The organism is Pseudomonas sp. AC239 (genome assembly GCF_979258545.1).
In genome coordinates this window covers 5,175,184-5,192,658 of sequence record NZ_OZ409864.1, presented here as the reverse complement: position 1 = coordinate 5,192,658, position 17,475 = coordinate 5,175,184, and the positions used below count along the sequence as shown (strand labels likewise).

Annotated in this window: 13 protein-coding genes; all 13 read right to left on the bottom strand. The window is 57.5% G+C overall.

All coding sequences use genetic code 11. The features are described 5' to 3' along the window. Window positions 1–61: 61 nt before the first annotated feature. Window positions 62–649 (bottom strand): transglycosylase SLT domain-containing protein, encoded by a 588-nt coding sequence (locus tag ACZ0AZ_RS23515; protein ID WP_041480414.1) that lies wholly within the window; start codon window positions 647–649, stop codon window positions 62–64. 77 nt (window positions 650–726) lie between these two features. Next, window positions 727–1,665, bottom strand: coding sequence for a carbohydrate kinase family protein (locus ACZ0AZ_RS23510; protein ID WP_463538265.1), 939 nt, complete (start codon window positions 1,663–1,665; stop codon window positions 727–729). A gap of 13 nt (window positions 1,666–1,678) precedes the next feature. Further along, entirely contained in the window at window positions 1,679–3,175 is a 1,497-nt protein-coding gene (gene xylB, locus ACZ0AZ_RS23505; protein ID WP_463538264.1) for a xylulokinase, read from the bottom strand. Between the two features lie 123 nt (window positions 3,176–3,298). Further along, window positions 3,299–4,774 carry a mannitol dehydrogenase family protein gene (locus ACZ0AZ_RS23500; RefSeq protein ID WP_463538263.1) on the bottom strand — a complete coding sequence of 492 codons (1,476 nt, stop codon included), beginning with the start codon at window positions 4,772–4,774 and terminating at the stop codon, window positions 3,299–3,301. A 15-nt stretch (window positions 4,775–4,789) separates the two neighbouring features. Then, entirely contained in the window at window positions 4,790–5,893 is a 1,104-nt protein-coding gene (locus ACZ0AZ_RS23495; protein WP_073476158.1) for an ABC transporter ATP-binding protein, read from the bottom strand. A gap of 162 nt (window positions 5,894–6,055) precedes the next feature. Next, on the bottom strand, window positions 6,056–6,886 hold the full coding sequence (locus ACZ0AZ_RS23490; RefSeq protein ID WP_016774872.1) for a carbohydrate ABC transporter permease: 831 nt from the start codon (window positions 6,884–6,886) through the stop codon (window positions 6,056–6,058). 8 nt (window positions 6,887–6,894) lie between these two features. Beyond that, window positions 6,895–7,821, bottom strand: a complete 927-nt coding sequence (locus ACZ0AZ_RS23485) for a carbohydrate ABC transporter permease (protein WP_041480415.1) — start codon at window positions 7,819–7,821, stop codon at window positions 6,895–6,897. A gap of 156 nt (window positions 7,822–7,977) precedes the next feature. Further along, window positions 7,978–9,288 carry an ABC transporter substrate-binding protein gene (locus ACZ0AZ_RS23480; protein WP_073476160.1) on the bottom strand — a complete coding sequence of 437 codons (1,311 nt, stop codon included), beginning with the start codon at window positions 9,286–9,288 and terminating at the stop codon, window positions 7,978–7,980. 341 nt (window positions 9,289–9,629) lie between these two features. Further along, window positions 9,630–10,535 (bottom strand): helix-turn-helix domain-containing protein, encoded by a 906-nt coding sequence (locus tag ACZ0AZ_RS23475; protein WP_463538262.1) that lies wholly within the window; start codon window positions 10,533–10,535, stop codon window positions 9,630–9,632. An 80-nt stretch (window positions 10,536–10,615) separates the two neighbouring features. Beyond that, the gene (locus ACZ0AZ_RS23470; RefSeq protein ID WP_463538261.1) at window positions 10,616–11,473 is read right to left on the bottom strand and encodes a phospholipase; all 858 of its coding nucleotides are present in this window, start codon (window positions 11,471–11,473) and stop codon (window positions 10,616–10,618) included. A gap of 121 nt (window positions 11,474–11,594) precedes the next feature. Continuing rightward, window positions 11,595–12,887, bottom strand: a complete 1,293-nt coding sequence (locus ACZ0AZ_RS23465) for a glycosyltransferase (RefSeq protein ID WP_415762372.1) — start codon at window positions 12,885–12,887, stop codon at window positions 11,595–11,597. 106 nt (window positions 12,888–12,993) lie between these two features. Further along, window positions 12,994–16,827: a M35 family metalloendopeptidase gene (locus tag ACZ0AZ_RS23460; protein ID WP_463538260.1), complete on the bottom strand. Its 3,834-nt coding sequence runs from the start codon at window positions 16,825–16,827 to the stop codon at window positions 12,994–12,996. 158 nt (window positions 16,828–16,985) lie between these two features. Next, on the bottom strand, window positions 16,986–17,354 hold the full coding sequence (locus ACZ0AZ_RS23455) for a response regulator (protein ID WP_039761584.1): 369 nt from the start codon (window positions 17,352–17,354) through the stop codon (window positions 16,986–16,988). Window positions 17,355–17,475: the final 121 nt, after the last annotated feature.

Here is a 17,475-nt window from a genome sequence, read left to right as displayed (position 1 = left end):
GTGTAGACAAAATCGGCGTTCACTAAGGTCCTGTGGGAGCGAGCCTGCTCGCGAAGGGCTTCTACAACCAATGCCAGAACCGGCTCCAGAACCCGCGATTGAGGTCTTCCTTGCACCCGGCATACTGCTGCGCATATAGATCCGAACGGTTCTGCACCTTGCGCGCGGTCGGCGGTAGCCAGGCTTTGCTCGCGTAGGTCTTGTTACGGAAGCCGCCCCAGCCTTCGTGGTAGTTCAGGTACTGGTTATAGGCGTCGTATTTGTACACGCCGTTGATCGAGGTGGTCTTGTCCATGTACCAGCCGACGAAGTCGATGGCGTCGTCGAAGTCTTCGCGATCGGCCCAGTTGCGGCCGGTGCTTTTCTGGTAGTCGGCCCAGACTTCATCCTTGGCCTGCGCATAACCGGAAGCGGTTGAGACGCGGCCCCAAGGAATCACCCAGAGCAGGTATTTGCGCGGCGTCTTGGCGTCGTAGCGGTAGCCGGATTCCTGATACATGATCGCGAACGGCACCTGGATCGGCACGCCCCAGCGTTTCTGCGTGACTTGCGCAGCGTCGTACCAATCGCTTTTCTCGCGGAAGATTGCGCAGATGTCTTCCGGGGAGCGGGGCGGCGAGGTGCCGCAACCGCTCAGCAGGGTGGCCATGGTCAGGAGGGCGAGGATGTGCCTGTGATTCAAAAGCTGTTTTCCGTCGTGCGCAAAAAGGCCGACAGTCTACGCGCTCAGCTCAATTGATGACGATAGGGCAGATCCGGACCGGTTTTGCTGCAGGTCAGTGCGGCGGCTTGTACGGCGAACCTGAGCATGCCGTCGATTTGCTCGCGACTGAGCTGCTGCACGCCTTCGACCGAGTCCAGCGAATGTTCGGTCAGCCAGGTGATCAGCGCGGCCTGGAAGGTGTCGCCGGCGCCTACCGTATCGGCGATCTGAACCGGGTTGGCCGGCACCGACCACGAGCCATGGGCGCGACTGAACACTGTTGCGCCGTCGCCACCGCGTGTCAGGAAGACGATCTGGCAGCGATGTTCGAGCCAGCTTTCAATAACATGCTGCGGATCCTGCTCGGGATAGAGCAGGCTCAGATCCTCGTCGCTGACTTTGATCAGATCAGCGAGTTGCACCAGCGTGGCGATGCGCTCGCGCCACAGATTGATGTTCGGCTCGGGGTTGAGGCGCACGTTGGGGTCGAGGCTGATCAGGCGTTTGCCGCTTTCGCGCTGGACCAGTTTCAGCAGTGTGTCGCCAATCGGCTGCACCACTAGTGAAAACGAGCCGATGTGCAGGCCGCGAACCTCGTCGCCGAGTGTCGGCAGATGCGCCTCGCTCAGTTGCCGATCGGCGCAGCCTTCGCCACGAAAGCTGTAATGCGGCGAACCGTTGGCCCCCACGGCGACCATCGCCAGGGTGGTCGGCGCGGCGAAGTCCACCAGATAGTCCGGACGCACGCCTTCCTCCTGCAGGACTTGCTGCAAACGTCGTCCGAGGTAGTCGGTGGACAGCCCGCCGAACAGCGCCGAGTCCACCCCCAAACGGCGCAGACCGACGGCGACGTTGAACGGCGAGCCGCCGGCAATCGCCTTGAAATTGACTTTCGACGCCAGACCGCTGGCATCGTTTTCGCTGAAGAAATCAAACAGGGCTTCGCCACACACCAGGTACATAGTTGTTTGCTCGTTATAGGGTTGCGACATGCTGTTGATAGCGTTCGTAGGCCTGCTGAAACGCCGCGACATTGGCGGCAATCGGCAGGGTTTCGCTGCGTGCGTCGAGTTTCACGCAGCGTTCGCATAGATCGGCCAGAGAGACTTCGTCGCCACTGGAGTGCGACGCGCACCACGCTGCCTGAATCGCTGCACCCAGTGCGGCGGCTTCGCTTTGCTCGGTGCAGATCACCGGGGCGTTCATGATGTCGGCGACGATCTGCCGCCACACCGCACTCTTCGAACCGCCACCGATCAGGCAAATGCGCAGGCTTTGTAAACCATTCTGGCGGAGCAAATCCAGCCCGTAGCGCAGACCGAAGGTGGTGCCTTCGACAGCGGCGCGGCACAGATTGGCCTGGGTCAGGTTGTCCATGGTCAGGCCGTGCAGGCTGCCGGTGGCGTGGGGCAGGGCGGGGACGCGCTCACCGTTGAGAAACGGCAGCATGCTCACACCTTCGGCACCGATCGGCGATTGCGCGACCAGTTGGTTGAAGGTCGGCAGATCGAGCTTGAACAGTTCGCGAATCGCGCCGGTGGCATTGGTCAAATTCATGGTGCAGATCAACGGCAGCCAGCCGCCGCTGGAGGAACAGAACGTGGCAACCGAGGCATCGGCGCTGACGTTCGGCTCCTCCGAATAGGCGTAGACCGTGCCGGAAGAACCGAGGCTCATGGTGATCGCGCCGGGCTGGATATTGCCGGTACCAATGGCGCCCATCATGTTGTCGCCACCGCCGCTTGAAACTACAGCGTTGGGGTTGATGCCGAGTTGCTCGGCGACTGCCGGCAGGATAGTGCCAACGGCCGCGTGCGCGTCGATCAGCTCCGGCAGCGCGGTTTGCAAACGCCCGCTGGCGTCGATGTCGCGCAGTATCTGCAAATCCCACTGCCGCGTGCGCACGTTGAAATATCCGGTGCCGGAGGCGTCGCCGTATTCGCTGCAGGCGCGGCCGGTGAGCCAGTAGTTTAGGTAGTCATGGGGCAGCAGAATCCGAGCGATGCGCGAGAACACGTCAGGATGCTGCTCTTTGGTCCAGAGCAGTTTCGACACCGTGTAGCCCGGCGCAATGACCACGCCGAGGCGTTCCAGCGAGCCTTCCTCGCCGCCCAATTGCGCGAGCAATCGCTCGTTTTCCGGCGTGGTTTCGGTGTCGCACCAGAGCTTGGCCGGGCGCAGCACTGCGCCTTGTTCATCCAGCAGCACCAAGCCGTGTTGCTGGCCGGAGACGCCGACACCGAGGATCGCCTGACCGTCGACATTGGCCGCTTGCAAGGCTTGGCGCGTGGCGCTGACGAAAGCGTCGAGCCACTGCTGGACGTCTTGTTCGCGGCGGCCATTGGCGCCGCTGATCATAGTGTGCGGCGCCGCGCCCAGGCCTAGCACCTGACCGCTGTCGGCATCGAGGATGATCGCTTTGGTGCCTTGGGTGCCGCAGTCGATACCCAGGAAGAGCTTTGTTGTTGTCATGAAAACTCCACGGCTGCTCGTTCCCATGCTCTGCGTGGGAACGCCTCAATGGACGCTCTGCGTCCGCTTTTGATGGGACGCGGAGCGTCCCGGGCTGCATTCCCACGCAGAGCGTGGGAACGATCAGGTTGCGAGGAGTTTTTCCAATGTCCGCGAAACCCCAACCTCGCGCAAACTCTGGCAGCACCACTCGAATGCCGCAACAAACTCCGCCGACTTCGGTATCGCTGTGCCAAAAATCTCCTCAACGCCCAGCAGCCGCTCGGTGATCAACTCATCGTCTCCCACCAAGTCCTGAACAAAAGCCGCTCTCGGGTCCGGAATCGAATACGTATCGCCATTCTCATCCACGCCCTTCAAATACAGCGCCCACGCCGCGACTACCAGGGCCGCGCGTTTGGTCTCGCGACCATCGGCAATCAGCCGATTGATCGTCGGCACGGTGAACTTGGGAAACTTCGACGAGCCATCCGAACACACACGCTCCAACTGATCGGCAATCGCCTGATTGGAAAACCGCGCCACCAGCGTGTCCTTGTATTCGCTCAGATCAATGCCCGGCACCGGTGCCAGCTGCGGCGTGACATCCAGATCCATATAGACGCGTATGTAGCGCACGAAAAGCGGATCGTTCATGGTCTCGTGGACGAAGCGATAGCCCTTGAGAAAGCCTAGATATGTCAGCGCCAGGTGACTGCCGTTGAGCAGTTTGATTTTCATCTCTTCGTACGGCGAGACATCGTCGGTGAACTGCACGCCGACCTTTTCCCAGGCCGGGCGGCCGTTGACGAATTTGTCTTCCAGCACCCACTGCACAAACGGTTCGCAGACCACCGGCCAGGCATCATCGACGCCGTGTTTGTCGGCCAGTTGCAGGCGATGCGCGGTGCTGGTCATTGGTGTTATGCGATCGACCATGGCGTTGGGGAAACTGACGTTCTGGTCGATCCAGTCGCGCAGTTGCGGATCACGTAGGGCAGCGAAAGCCAGCAGTGCCTTGCGCGCGACGGCGCCGTTATGCGGCAGGTTATCGCACGACATCACCGTGAACGCCGGAACGCCCGCCGCACGGCGTTTGGCCAGCGCGGCGCAAAGGAATCCGAACACCGTGCCCGGTGCCTCGGGATAAGCCAGGTCGTGTTGAATCTGCGGCAGGTGCGCCATGAATTCGCCGTTGCTGTCGTCGATGCAATAGCCGCCCTCGGTGATGGTCAGCGAGACGATACGAATCTGCGGTTCGGCGAGTTTGTCGATCAGCGCCTGGGCGCCATCTTCAGCGAGCAGCATGTCGCGGATCGCGCCGATGACGCGCACTTCAGTGTCGTCGCTGTCGCCCAGTTCGAACAGGGTGAACAGGTAATCCTGCTCGCGCAGATCATCGCGGGCGCGGCGATCTTCCGGGCGCAGGCCGACGCCGCAGATTGCCCAGTCCAGCGCTTGGCCAGTGTTCATCAAGGCATCGGTGTAATACGCCTGATGGGCACGGTGAAAACCGCCGACGCCGATGTGAGCAATGCCCTGGCGTGTGTCGCCGAGGTCGTAGCCCGGCAGTTGCACTTCGGCGGCGAGGCGGTTGAGGTTCTGTTGGTTGAGTTTCATCGGATAGTCTCGAAATCAGGCGGCAGCGCGCAGTGGGCGGGTCAGCGCCACACCTTCGGCGTCGAACAGGTGGCAGTGAGTCGGGTCCAGACGCAGGCTCAATTGCTCGCCATAACGGCTGGCCAGGTCGCCGCGCACGCGCATGGTCAGGGCTTCACCGGCGCTGGTGGTGACGTGGCAGAAGGTGTCGCTGCCAAGACGTTCGCTGACGTCGGCCGTCACTTGCAACGTGCAGTCGCCGGGTTGCGCCAGCTCCAGGTGTTCGGGACGAATGCCCAACGTCACCGCGCTACCGACGCTGAGGTTGGCGGCGTTGAACGGCAGGGTGATACGCGTGCCGGCGTCCAGCGAAACTTCGCAGCTGGCGCCGTCGATGCGGGCAATCTTGCCTTTCAGAAAACCCATTTTCGGCGTGCCGAGAAAGCCTGCGACAAACAGGTTGGCCGGGTTGTGATAGAGGTCCAGCGGCGAGCCGACCTGCTCGATTCTGCCGCCATTGAGCACCACGACTTTGTCGGCCATGGTCATCGCTTCGACCTGATCGTGGGTCACGTAGATCATCGTTGCTTGCAGGTCCTTGTGCAGGCGCAGCAGCTCCAGACGCATCTGCACGCGCAACGCCGCGTCGAGGTTGGACAGCGGTTCATCGAACAAGAAAATCTTCGGGTTGCGCACGATGGCACGGCCGATCGCCACGCGCTGGCGCTGGCCGCCGGAAAGCTGTTTCGGCTTGCGCTCGAGCATCGGCCCGAGCTCGAGAATCCGCGCCGCTTCGCCAACCTTGCGCTCGACCTCGGCTTTCGGCACGCCGGCCAGATCGAGGGCGAACGACATGTTCTTTTTCACGGTCATGTGCGGGTACAGCGCGTAGGTCTGGAACACCATCGCCAGATCGCGCTTGGCCGGGCTGACTTCGGTGATGTCGCGGCCATCGAGTTCGATGGTGCCGCCGCTGACCTCTTCAAGGCCGGCGATCAGGCGCAGCAGGGTGGATTTGCCGCAGCCCGATGGGCCGACGAAGACTACGAATTCCTTGTCGTTCACTTCCAGGTCGATGCCCTTGATGATGGAAAAGCCTTCGAAGCCTTTTTGCAGATTCTTGATTTTCAGGTTGGCCATGAGATGGGCCTCCGCAATATTGTTATTCGTTTGAAGCCTTGTAGGCTTTTTGTGGGAGCGGGCTTGCTCGCGAAGGGGCCCTGTCAGTCACCATCAGTGTTGAATGACACACCGCATTCGCGAGCAAGCCCGCTCCCACATGGGGAAGGTTTCGCTTTGAGATCATTTCACGGCACCAAACGAAAGCCCGCGCACCAGTTGTTTCTGGCTGATCCAGCCAAAGATCAGAATCGGCGCACAAGCGAGGGTCGAGACCGCCGACAACTTGGCCCAGAACAGCCCTTCGGGACTTGAATACGAGGCGATCAACGCGGTCAGTGGTGCGGCATTCGAAGAGGTCAGGTTCAGCGACCAGAACGCCTCGTTCCAGCACAGGATCAGCGACAGCAGCACGGTCGAGGCGAGGCCGCCCTTGGCGATCGGCAGCAGCACGCGGACCATTTCCTGCCACAGCGTCGCACCGTCGAGGCGGGCGGCTTCGAGGATGTCTTTGGGGATGTCCTTGAAGTAGGTGTAAACCATCCAGACCACGATCGGCAGGTTGATCAGCGTGTAGATCACGATCAGCGCGATGCGCGTGTCGAGCAGGCCGAAACTCTTGGCCAGCAGGTAGATCGGCATCAGCACGCCCACCGGCGGCAGCATCTTGGTCGAGAGCATCCACAGCAGCGTGCCTTTGGTGCGCTGGGTTTCGTAGAACGCCATCGAGTACGCCGCAGGCACCGCGATCAACAGGCACAGGGCCGTGGCGCTGAACGAGATCACCACCGAGTTCCAGGCGAAACTGAAGTAATCGCTGCGCTCGTTGATGTGCAGGTAGTTCTCCAGCGTTGGCGTGAAGATGAACTGCGGCGGTGTGGCGAAGGCGTCGATTTCGCTCTTGAAACTGGTCATCACCATCCAGAAGATCGGGAAGAAAATCACGATCGCGATGGCCCAGGCCAGGGTGCCGAGCAGCAGGCTTTGCAGGCGGCGGGATTGTTGGAGGGTCATGGCAGGCCTCACGCTTTGTCAGTCAGGTTTTTGCCGATCATCCGCACCAGAATGATCGCGGCGATGTTGGCGATGACCACGGCAATCAGACCGCCCGCCGAAGCCATGCCGACGTCGAACTGCACCAGCGCCTGGTTGTAGATCAGGTAGGCGAGGTTGGTCGAGGCGTAGCCGGGACCGCCGTTGGTGGTGGTGAAGATTTCGGCGAACACCGAGAGCAGGAAGATCGTTTCAATCATCACCACCACGGCAATCGGCCGCGCCAGATGCGGCAGGGTCAGGTGCCAGAAGATCGCGATCGGGCCGGCACCGTCCAGGCGCGCGGCTTCTTTCTGTTCCTGATCCAGCGATTGCATGGCGGTCATCAGAATCAGGATCGCGAAGGGCAGCCATTGCCACGAAACGATGATGATGATCGACAGCAGCGGGTAGTGCGCCAGCCAGTCCACCGGTTGCGCGCCGAACAGCTTCCAGATGTAGGCGAGGATTCCCGAGACCGGGTGGAAGATCAGGTTCTTCCAGATCAGCGCACCGACGGTGGGCATGATGAAGAACGGCGAAATCAGCATCACCCGCACCAGGCCGCGACCGAGGAATTCGCTGGCCTCCAGCAACGCGCTGATCAACACACCGAAGACCACGCTGATAAGCAGCACGCTGCCAACGAGCAACAACGTATTGGTCGCGCCGGGCATGAAACCCGAGTCGGTGAGGAAGTAGGTGAAGTTCTCAAGCCCGACGAATTCGTTTTCGCCGGGGTAGAGCAGGTTGTAGCGGATCATCGAAAAGTACAGGGTCATGCCCAGCGGCACGATCATCCACAGCAGCAACAGCGCCACCGAAGGGCTGACCAGAAACCAGCCGGGATTGCGCACCCGCAGCTTGCGCTGGGGTGGCGACAGGTCGATGTGGGCTTTGGCAGTTGAAGTATTCATGGCATTCACAACCGAGTCATACAGACCTATGGAGATCCCCATGTGGGAGCGAGCCTGCTCGCGAAAGCGCCGGATCAGTGTCATGTGTACTGGCTGACACGACGCCTTCGCGAGCAGGCTCGCTCCCACAAGAGGCAGGAGCAAGTCGTTCAGCGCTTACTTGGGATAACCCGCGCGCTTCATCTCGCGTTCCGTAGTCTGCTGCGCCGCCGCCAGCGCCTGATCCACCGTGGTCTGGCCGATCAGTGCCGCCGAGAACAGCTTGCCGACTTGGGTGCCCACCGCCTGGAATTCAGGGATGGTCACCAGTTGAATGCCAATGTACGGCACCGGTTTCAGCGTCGGTTTGCTCGGGTCAGCGGCTTTCAGCGATTCCAGCGTCACCTTGGCAAACGGCGCTGCGCTCATGTACGCATCGCTGTAGGTCGAAGCGCGGGTGCCCGGCGGCACGTTGGCGATGCCATCGGTCTTGGCAACCAGTTCGCCGTACTCTTTGGACGTGGCCCAGGCGCTGAAGGTTTTTGCTGCGTCCTTGGCCTTGGAGCTGGTCGGAATCGCCAGCGCCCACGAATACAGCCACGCCGAGCCTTTATCCGTGACCTGATGCGGAGCGAAGGTGAAACCGACGCTATCGGCGACCTTGCTCTGGGTCTTGTCGGTGACGAACGAACCAGCCACGCTTGCATCGACCCAAATCGCGCATTTGCCGCTGTTGAACAGGGCCAGGTTTTCGTTGAAACCGTTGCTGGATGCGCCCGGCGGGCCGGATTTCTTCATGGTGTTGACGTAGAAATTCAGCGCATTTTTCCATTCCGGGCCGCTGAATTCCGGTTTCCATTGCTCATCGAACCAGCGCGCGCCGTAAGCGTTGGCAACCGTGGTCACCAGCGCCATGTTCTCGCCCCAACCGGCCTTGCCGCGCAGGCAGATGCCGTATTGCTCTTTGTCTTTCTGGGTGAGTTTTTCCGCAAACCCGGCGATCTCTTCCCAGGTCGGCCGCTCCGGCATGGTCAGCCCGGCTGCCTTGAACAGGTCGGTGCGGTAATAGGTGATCGAACTCTCTGCGTAGAACGGCAGCGCATACAGCGAACCCTTCACCGACAGGCCTTCGCGCACCGACGGGAAGACGTCGTCGAGGGCGTAACTGGCCGGCAGATCCTTCATCGGCTCCAGCCAACCCTTGCCACCCCAGAGTGCCGCTTCGTACATGCCGATGGTCAACACGTCGAACTGGCCGCCCTGAGTGGCGATGTCGGTGGTCAGGCGCTGACGCAGGACGTTTTCTTCCAGCACCACCCAATTGAGCTTGATGTCCGGATGCTCGCTCTCGAAGGTTTTCGAGAGTTTTTGCATACGGATCATGTCGCTGTTGTTGACGGTGGCGATGGTCAGGGTCTGGGCGCCAAGGCTGACGCTGCTGAGGGTCATGCAGGTGAGAGCGAGCAGAGCTTTTGCAGTGGGTTGCATCGTGCACTCCTTTTCTGGCACCCGACGGGGCAGAAGGACAGTTATTGTTTTTGTGTCTTCCGAATGCAGGAAGAATCTGCGCTGATTACAGCCCTCAATCGAAGGGCTGACAAATCATCCCTAGCACTTTTGTTGATACTTTTTTGCACTGGGGTTTGAGCGGGGAACGCAGGGAAGGGCTTTTGCGCGAAGGATCGTTCGCGAATGCGTACAGATTTCGCCAGCCGGGGCACGGTTTTTTGTGGGAGCGAGCCTGCTCGCGAAGACGATATCCCTGTCACAGGGTTCTTGACTGACAGACCGCTTTCGCGAGCAGGCTCGCTCCCACAGGGATAGTGTTGTCAGAGATGGTTCTGTTCAGTCAGCCGCTGCACCGCCAGCCGCCGATAGTGCGACGGCGTCATGCCCTTGAGTTGCTGAAAGCGCCGATTGAAGTTGGAAATGTTGTTGAACCCCGATTCGAAGCACACCTCGGTCACCGGTTTGTCACCGTCGGCCAGCAATTCACAGGATTTGCTGATGCGCAGGCGATTGACGAACTCGATGAAGTTTCGCCCGGTGGCCTGTTTGAACACACGGCTGAAATAGGTCGGCGTCATGCCCAGATGCTCGGCCACTTCTTCCAGTGAGATGTCCCGCGCGTAGTGGCTGAAAATGTAATCGACCGCGCGGTTGGTACGGTCGATGCTGTGTTCGTCGGCCAGTTGCGGCGTAGTCGCACCGGACAGCAACTGGAAATCGTCTGTGGCCGAGAGCAATTCCATCAGGATGAAAAAGTGCCCGAGGCGTGTGATACCGGTGCTGTCAGCGATCTTCTGCATCAGCGTCATCGCCTGGCGAATTGTGTGTTTGCAGCGAAACTCGATGCCGTATTGCGCGCGCTCAAGCAGTGGCGCGAGACTTTTCAGTTCAGCGAAAACCTGATGCCCGCTTTCAAACAATTCGTCGGTGAAGTTGACCAGCATGTCGCGCTTCTCGACCACTTCATCCTCGGCGACCTGGCTGATCCAGTTATGCGGCAGGTTGGGACCGGTCAGAAACAGGGTTTCCGGATAGAAGTTGCCGATGTAATCGCCGATGAACACTTTGCCGGAACTGGCGACGATGAGGTGCAGCTCGTATTCCTTGTGAAAATGCCAGCGTACCAGCGGGCAGGGGAAGCCGTGCTGGCGGTAGATGATGGACAACCCGTTATGGTCATCCATCAACTCGTAGGAAGGATCGGTCACGCGAGCGGTTCGGGTCATGACAGGGGCGCTGTTCTTGTTCTCTGCGCAGGATCATGCCCGGTTTGTCATGCTCGGCGCCAGTCTGATGGCTGAGCAGATCAAACGGAGCGCCCGTGCACCTTGTTCAGGTTGGCCGTGCGGCAAAAATCGACGATTCGTGACTCTTCAATAAAATCGACATTGATGATGTTGCACAGCTGGGCCCAGTTGCTTTTGCCTGGATCGAACCAATCATTCAGTTGGTCATGAATATCCACCGGCCCGCCAAGGGCGCTGTAACTTGTTGCGGATAAGGACCAGAACTCCCAACTGGAAGATGGTTTCTTCAATAGCTGGGTGATGAATTGGTGCAGTTCTTGAGCGTTAGTGATGCTTTCGCCAGTCCATTCGTGGTCGATTTTGCCGATAAACACGCTTTCGTTCAGATCCCGGTGAGACTGTGCCGCCACCACAATACGTTGTCGCGGACTGATTTGCTTCAATTGTTCGATCGGCAAGTAATGATTGCTCCGGGGAATAATGCGCATGCCCAGAAAGTGAATAATCATTTGATTGAAATAGGCGAAGTCAAAGTTCTCACCGTCCAGCGCGTGAAAATCCAGCACAATAAATTCGTCAGGATGCTTTTCCAGAAAGTCATTTACGTCTGTAACAAGATGGCCCAGCGTTCGCGAATTGCGATGGCCGTTGTGATGTAGGCGGAATTTAGCCAACCCCTCGGCACTCTGCTCATAATCGAGGCGGATATCCAGGGCTCTTGCGCCGTGATGGAGCTGATGGAAAAACGTATTGTGCTGACATGCCAGCCAGTGGCGCGGCGGACCGAGGAGCGGATAAGAAGCTTGCCAGTCGCTACCCGCGTTGTGCGTGCCCGGCAGCGCCATTTGCAGAAGCGTCAAACTGTCGAGGGACGGTGTCGCCGTCATCCATTCATAAGTTTTGTATGGAGCGTTCATAATAAGCCTGCATGGTTTTAGTTTGCGCCAACGGTCATGTTGGCGTTGCAGGTTGTTTATAGATAGATGTGGCGAAGTTGCCAATACGATGAGTGATGCAATATGTTGTTCATTGTTTCTATTATTTGTCGCGTTTCTTTTCTTCGATCCATTGCGCCATGTATTGCGTGCTCTTAAGCGTGTGATGACGCAGCATTGAACCTGTGAAGTTGTTTTTTCTAAGTTGCGGCAAAAGTTGTCGGCAGGCATGGATTCGTTCTATGAGCGCAGCGGCGTGAGTTGTTCGCTGATAACGCTGCTCAAGTAGTTCCAGGCTCCATTGTTGTGCCTGCTGCCACCGAAGCTGATCGTTATACAGCTGCACCGCTTGCTCGGCGAACTGATGCGCAGTGCTCACCACGGCGCCCGGCCATGGATGATTGTCATGCATGCCCTCGGTGCCGACGGGCGTGGTCACGCTCGGCGTGCCACACAACATCGCATCAATCAGTTTGCCTTTGATACCGGCACCAAACCGCAACGGTGCCAGACAGACTCGCGCCGCTGACATCACCTGCAAGGCATCCTCGGCACGGTTCATGATGTGAAAGCCTTGCGCCGCGTTATGCAGCGCCGAGGCTTTCGGCGGGGTGTACGCGCCGTAGACGTGTAACTGCGCCGCCGGAAGTTGCGCCCTGATCAACGGCCAGATTGTGGTCTTCAACCACAGCACGGCATCCCAGTTTGGCGCATGACGAAAATTGCCTATGCTGAGGAAATGCTCGCGCTCCGTGTATCCAGACGGCTCGAGGCCTGGTCGATCAACCATCAGCGGGCACCAGTGCAGCAACTCCGGCGACAGACCGAACTGCTCGACCAACAGCTTGATTTCCGTGGGAGAAATGATCAGGTTCAGGTCGCACCGATACAGCGCTGCAATCTCTCGTTTGGCCAGATCGGTGTCAGCCATCAGCTCAAATTCCTCGCGCAACCCTGGCGCGAAAAGATCAGTGAAGTCGTCCTGATCCTGGTTGACCTTCAAGCGGTCCTTCAGCCTTTGATGGCGCGCATGGCGCAAGCTCTGCAGATCAGATGTTTCGAGTACACGCAGAGCGGCAGGACAGTGTTTTTCCACACGCCAGCCAAACTGCTCTTCCATCATGAACTGATCGAACAGCACGATATCCGGCGCCAGCGCGCTGATGAACGTATCGAAACTGCTGTTGTTGAGTTCGATCGGCACTTCGCGAATGCCCAGCGCGCTGAGGTCCGCCTTATGCTCTCCGGGGCCGGCCGGGCTGCTGAAGGTGATGTCCCAGCCTTGCTCGAGGAACGTTTCGAGAATCTGCATGACGTGGCCGCTGGCTGCAGACGAGCGTGGTTCGGGCCAGACGTAGCCGATGACCAGGACTTTGGTGGTGGAGGGCAGTGTCATGACGGCAATCCTGAATATCAGCCGAGTCGGCAAAAAAAGGGCGCAATTAAACCACAGTGATGGTTATCTGCACCCCTTTCGTCAGCACTGCATTTTCAAGCCCTGTTTAAAAAGCCGGTTTGGCCAGATTGAGCAGGAGCGGGCCCTGAAGAAACTCTCCGGGAGCGGTGCTATCGATCGCATGGGTGATCGCGGCAAGGTTGAACTGAAACGTGGCCTCGCTGGTTTGGTACTGATCGATCAAAGAGACCGCCAGGGAATAGGACTCGGCATTCAATAACGCCGGATGTTCTTGCACGATTTTTGGCCAGTTAGCAATGCTCGACTCAAAGTCCTCGAAGTCTTTTAACGTGGCAAAGGCGTAATGAGGGTTGGCCAGATTCTTGGGATGGGCCTTGCGAGGGTTTCTTGCGAAATCCAGCAGCCCGACCGCGTTGTACTCTGCCGGAGTGGCGCCCTTGAACACTTCACCGTAGTAGAAATCAAGCGTGTCGGGTGCACCGTGAGATATTTCATGCACAAGAACATCGCCGATCCTGGCATCGTCGTACTTGGCCGCTGCATAGTATTCATCAAGATTATCCGGGTACATGGCCAGGAAAGTCCTGGTGTTGACGTCCAGTCTGGTATTGGAGCTTACTGCCGCTTGCCAGCGTTTATAAGCTTGAGGCTGTAACGCAGCAAGGGTATCGCTACCCGGCGGTCGAAAGATCATGTTATCCAGACTGAGGAAGTCAAGATCCCTGCGCATCTTTCGCAAGTTGCTGGTGATGTGCTCAACTGCCGCATTCGAGTTGTCACCGAATACATGCCGGATGATTGCTCTGACTTCCTCGTTGCCGGCATCGGAGATTAACTGAATAGTGTTGTCGATTTTGCTCTTGGCGTGAGGAATCGCTTTTTTCAGATAGCCACGCGTGTAACTGAACGGCTTCGCTCGCTTGAGAGGGTTACGAAAGAAGTTGACCAGCTTAAGGTTTTTCAACTTTGGTCCCCACGGCTCACCCAAGCGGTTCACGGCGTACCATTCATGAGTGTGGCGGATGCCCCATACCTGGAATATGTCGCTCGAGCTTTGCGCATATTGCCGGGTGCCCAAGCGGATAGTGTCTGTATCGACCACCGAGGAAAGTGCATGGTAAGGCGGCTTTGCAGTCCATTTGCGGGCGTCGTGAATGGCGCCTTCGAGTGCGGCCACCCCGCTTTGCCAGCCTTTACGTAATAATTTCGCTCCTTTGAACACCACATCCGTAGCCCCATCCAGCGGGTTGAAGATACTGTTGACCAGTCCAGCACCCGTAGACGCAATTTTGCCGGCCTTCGTGGCGATGCTCATGCTTTTGGCAACCACGCTGGCAACTTTTGCAACAGCAGCGACTACGAGAAGGATTGTCATTGCGGCTTCCAGTGTGCACGCTGCGGCTCCCTGAATCTGTCGTTCTACATCGTCGGAGGTCAGATCCTCGATACAGGATTTGAACGGCACGATAACGTTGAGGAATGTATCCAGATCCTTGTCCCGTTTGATCCGCAATGCCTCAAGCCGGGTCTGTCCCCAACACTCTTTGACGAGTTCATCGTAAGTGGCCACAGGTCTGTGCTTGAGCACGAAATTCACCAGGCGATCGAATTCCGTAGAGTAGAAGCTCTGATAGTAGCCATTGATCTGCGCCGGTGGCGCGGCGGACAGCTCACCGACTCTGTCGATCACTCCCGAACTGACAGCGACGAGGCCGGGCGTAACACCATGGGTATAACATTCGATGTCTGTTGGTAATTGATGCACTGTGGCCGGCGCTGAGTAATTTATCCCGGTGCGGCGAACTTTTGGCTCCAACAGGTTCTCACGCTGGATAAGTGCTGCCAGTTCAGTGTTTTCACGGCAGACGCCTTGCAACGTCAGTAATTCGTAACACGAAACCTGGCCTTCGAACTCGCAGTAAATCACAACCCCGTAACGGCCCTTTGCTTCATCTATTTCCTGATGGCTTTCAGTGGGTTTATGCCCATCTGTCTTCACGATCAAGTCAATGACCGACGCAATGGGATTAACGGACAGATTCGTGATGGTCTGGAGTTTTGCGACCGAGGGTCTGACCGTGAACATTGTTACTTTGCCTTTGAGCAAACGGATCCGGTCGGGCAGTGGCAAGAATGAGAATGCCTGTTTCAAATGCGTATGCATGGCTTGCGTGTGTGTGACATACGCTCGGTTGAACTGACGGTGAAACTCACCATCGGGAGAAACCAGATTGCGCAACAGGCCGGGAAACGCTTCATAAATACTTTCGCCTTTTTTCAGGTCCCAGTCGCCAGTCGCAAGATCATTGGACATGTGCAGTTCAACCGGTGACAGGCGCATCGTGCTGTACGCGTCCTCCAGCGGTGTGTTGCGTACTTGCTTGAGGACGTCTTTTTCAAGATAAGTGCAACCCTTGGCAACATGCTTGAGGATGTCCAGTGCAACGCCTCTGCGCGTTGGCAGAGGACGCGTCAATGTTTCAGCGTTTTCGGCCAGGGTTTTGGCATGCTGCACATAGGCGTTCGTGGCGACTTTCAGAGCCTCGGGGACAGACTTCTCGACATCTTCAGGCGAGAGGATCTTATTCAGTACGGCCCAGTCGATGACAGGATCCACCGCTGCCAGAGTGTCGAGTTGCTTGCGTGATTCGGTTGCCGGTTCCAGTGTTGAACGGTGTTGCAGCTGTGCGTAAGTCATTGAGCGGGTCGAGCCTGGCGCGATGATCTCATGCACTGCCACGGCTCGGCAGTATTCGACGCATTGCGGTGTGCCCAGTACCAGTTCTTCAGGCAGATCCTTGACCAGAAACTCCGGTGCGGGTTCGGCCAGTAACAGATGAGCTGCAAGCGCGGCGTTTTTACGGCTGACTCGATGATGCGTGATGAGGTGATTTTCGAACCTGGTCTGGACCTCTGCGAAGGAGAGTTCCAGATGCTCGGCGGCATATAAATCGAAGTCGGCCACATGGTTGCGCGGCTCTTGTTCACCGACTTGCGGGTGGAGATCGACCAATAGCGACGTCAGTATTAATTGTCTGCGGGACGCGGCCGATTGGGGTTGATCTGGTCGCGCGCCGTACCAGTCCAGATCGCGCACGTAGGCGTCCGCCCAATGAGCAGCGATCGGACTGGAGATTAATAGGTCTATCACGTTTTCTGCTTCGGAGCGTGTAAACGGCGTTGGCCGCCCGCTCAGAATACGTTCCGACAAATGTTCCAGTAAGGACTGGCCTTTCAAGTAGCTGGCAATCAGTTTTCGAAGCTCACCGAGTTGAGTCGCTGAAAGCGTGGCCGCATTGCCTTCGCTTGCCTTGATCATCTCCCGATAGTTACCGAACTTCGCGCCCGGATCGGGCGGGGCAGCCATGAATGCCATCAGGCGGAAAGTTTCGGCGGCATCGCGCGGAATTACATAACCATGGAATTTCAGCCATTGCGCTACATCAATCTGATCGATGCTGGAAATCTTGCCGCCGGTCAGCTCTGCCATTTCAATAAGTGTTTGCAGGTCTTCTTTCAGATCCGCAGCAAGTACGAAAGCGTTTGCGAATCCAGTAACGTTGTTAGAAGTTATTGCATTTATTTCGCCTTCAGCTGTTACTTCAAAAATGACACGCTCGGATAGTTGCAACGTTGTCAGCAGTTTTTTGAAGGACGCATGTTCGGACATCTTTTTCAGCAGCTGCCTACCCGGAAGCAGGGCGTCTTCCAGAGACGATCCAGGCTCGAGAGTAAGGGTTGCGCCGACGAGGGATAGTGTTTGCGATGGGATGAGACCCGCCGAGCGCTTTTTCAGTTTGTAAATAACTTCTTCGCGCTCGCGGTTGTCGCTGGGCGTGTGATCGCTCTGAAAGTCGGCGTAATTAGGAATCCTGGATAAGTTGCGTTGGCTCAGGAAATTTGCAGGTTTGATGTTCATGAAGTTCGCTTGTTGTTGGTCTGTAAGTGCGGCTTATCCTCTTTTTTAAATGGATACTAATCAACGTGCTTTATGTGAGTGAGTTTTTCAGTTGTACGAACGTTATTGTTCTTGAATTGGTGTCCCGAGGGGAAGTGTCATCATCAGATGAAGGTTGGTTAAGATTTTTGATCAATGATGGATTTTACTTTGTCGCGCAATTTGTCGATGGAGAACGGTTTGCCAATTACATACATGTCGCTGGGCACTTCGATAGTTTCGGCATAACCGCTGGCAAACAGGATGGGCAGAGCAGGGCGTAGTTCTCGCGCCTTTTCAGCAAGTTCGCGGCCATCCATGCCAGGCAGGCCGTGGTCGGTCATCATCAAATCGATCGGCTGCTCAGCATCCGCAAGAATCTCGAGTGCCGCGTTGCCGTCATCAGCCTCTAACACCTTGAATTCCAGCTCCTCCAGCACATCGACGATGAGCATGCGCACGATGTCGTCATCTTCTACGACAAGGATGGTGGAGGCATTGGTAGACATGGCAGGGCTCTCAAAAATGAAATCGGGGGATACCGGGCGATCGAAAATGCCGGACTCTTGCATGAGTAAGTGGCGCATAGCCACAAGTTCCCGACCTGATACAAAAAAGAACAGCTCGGTG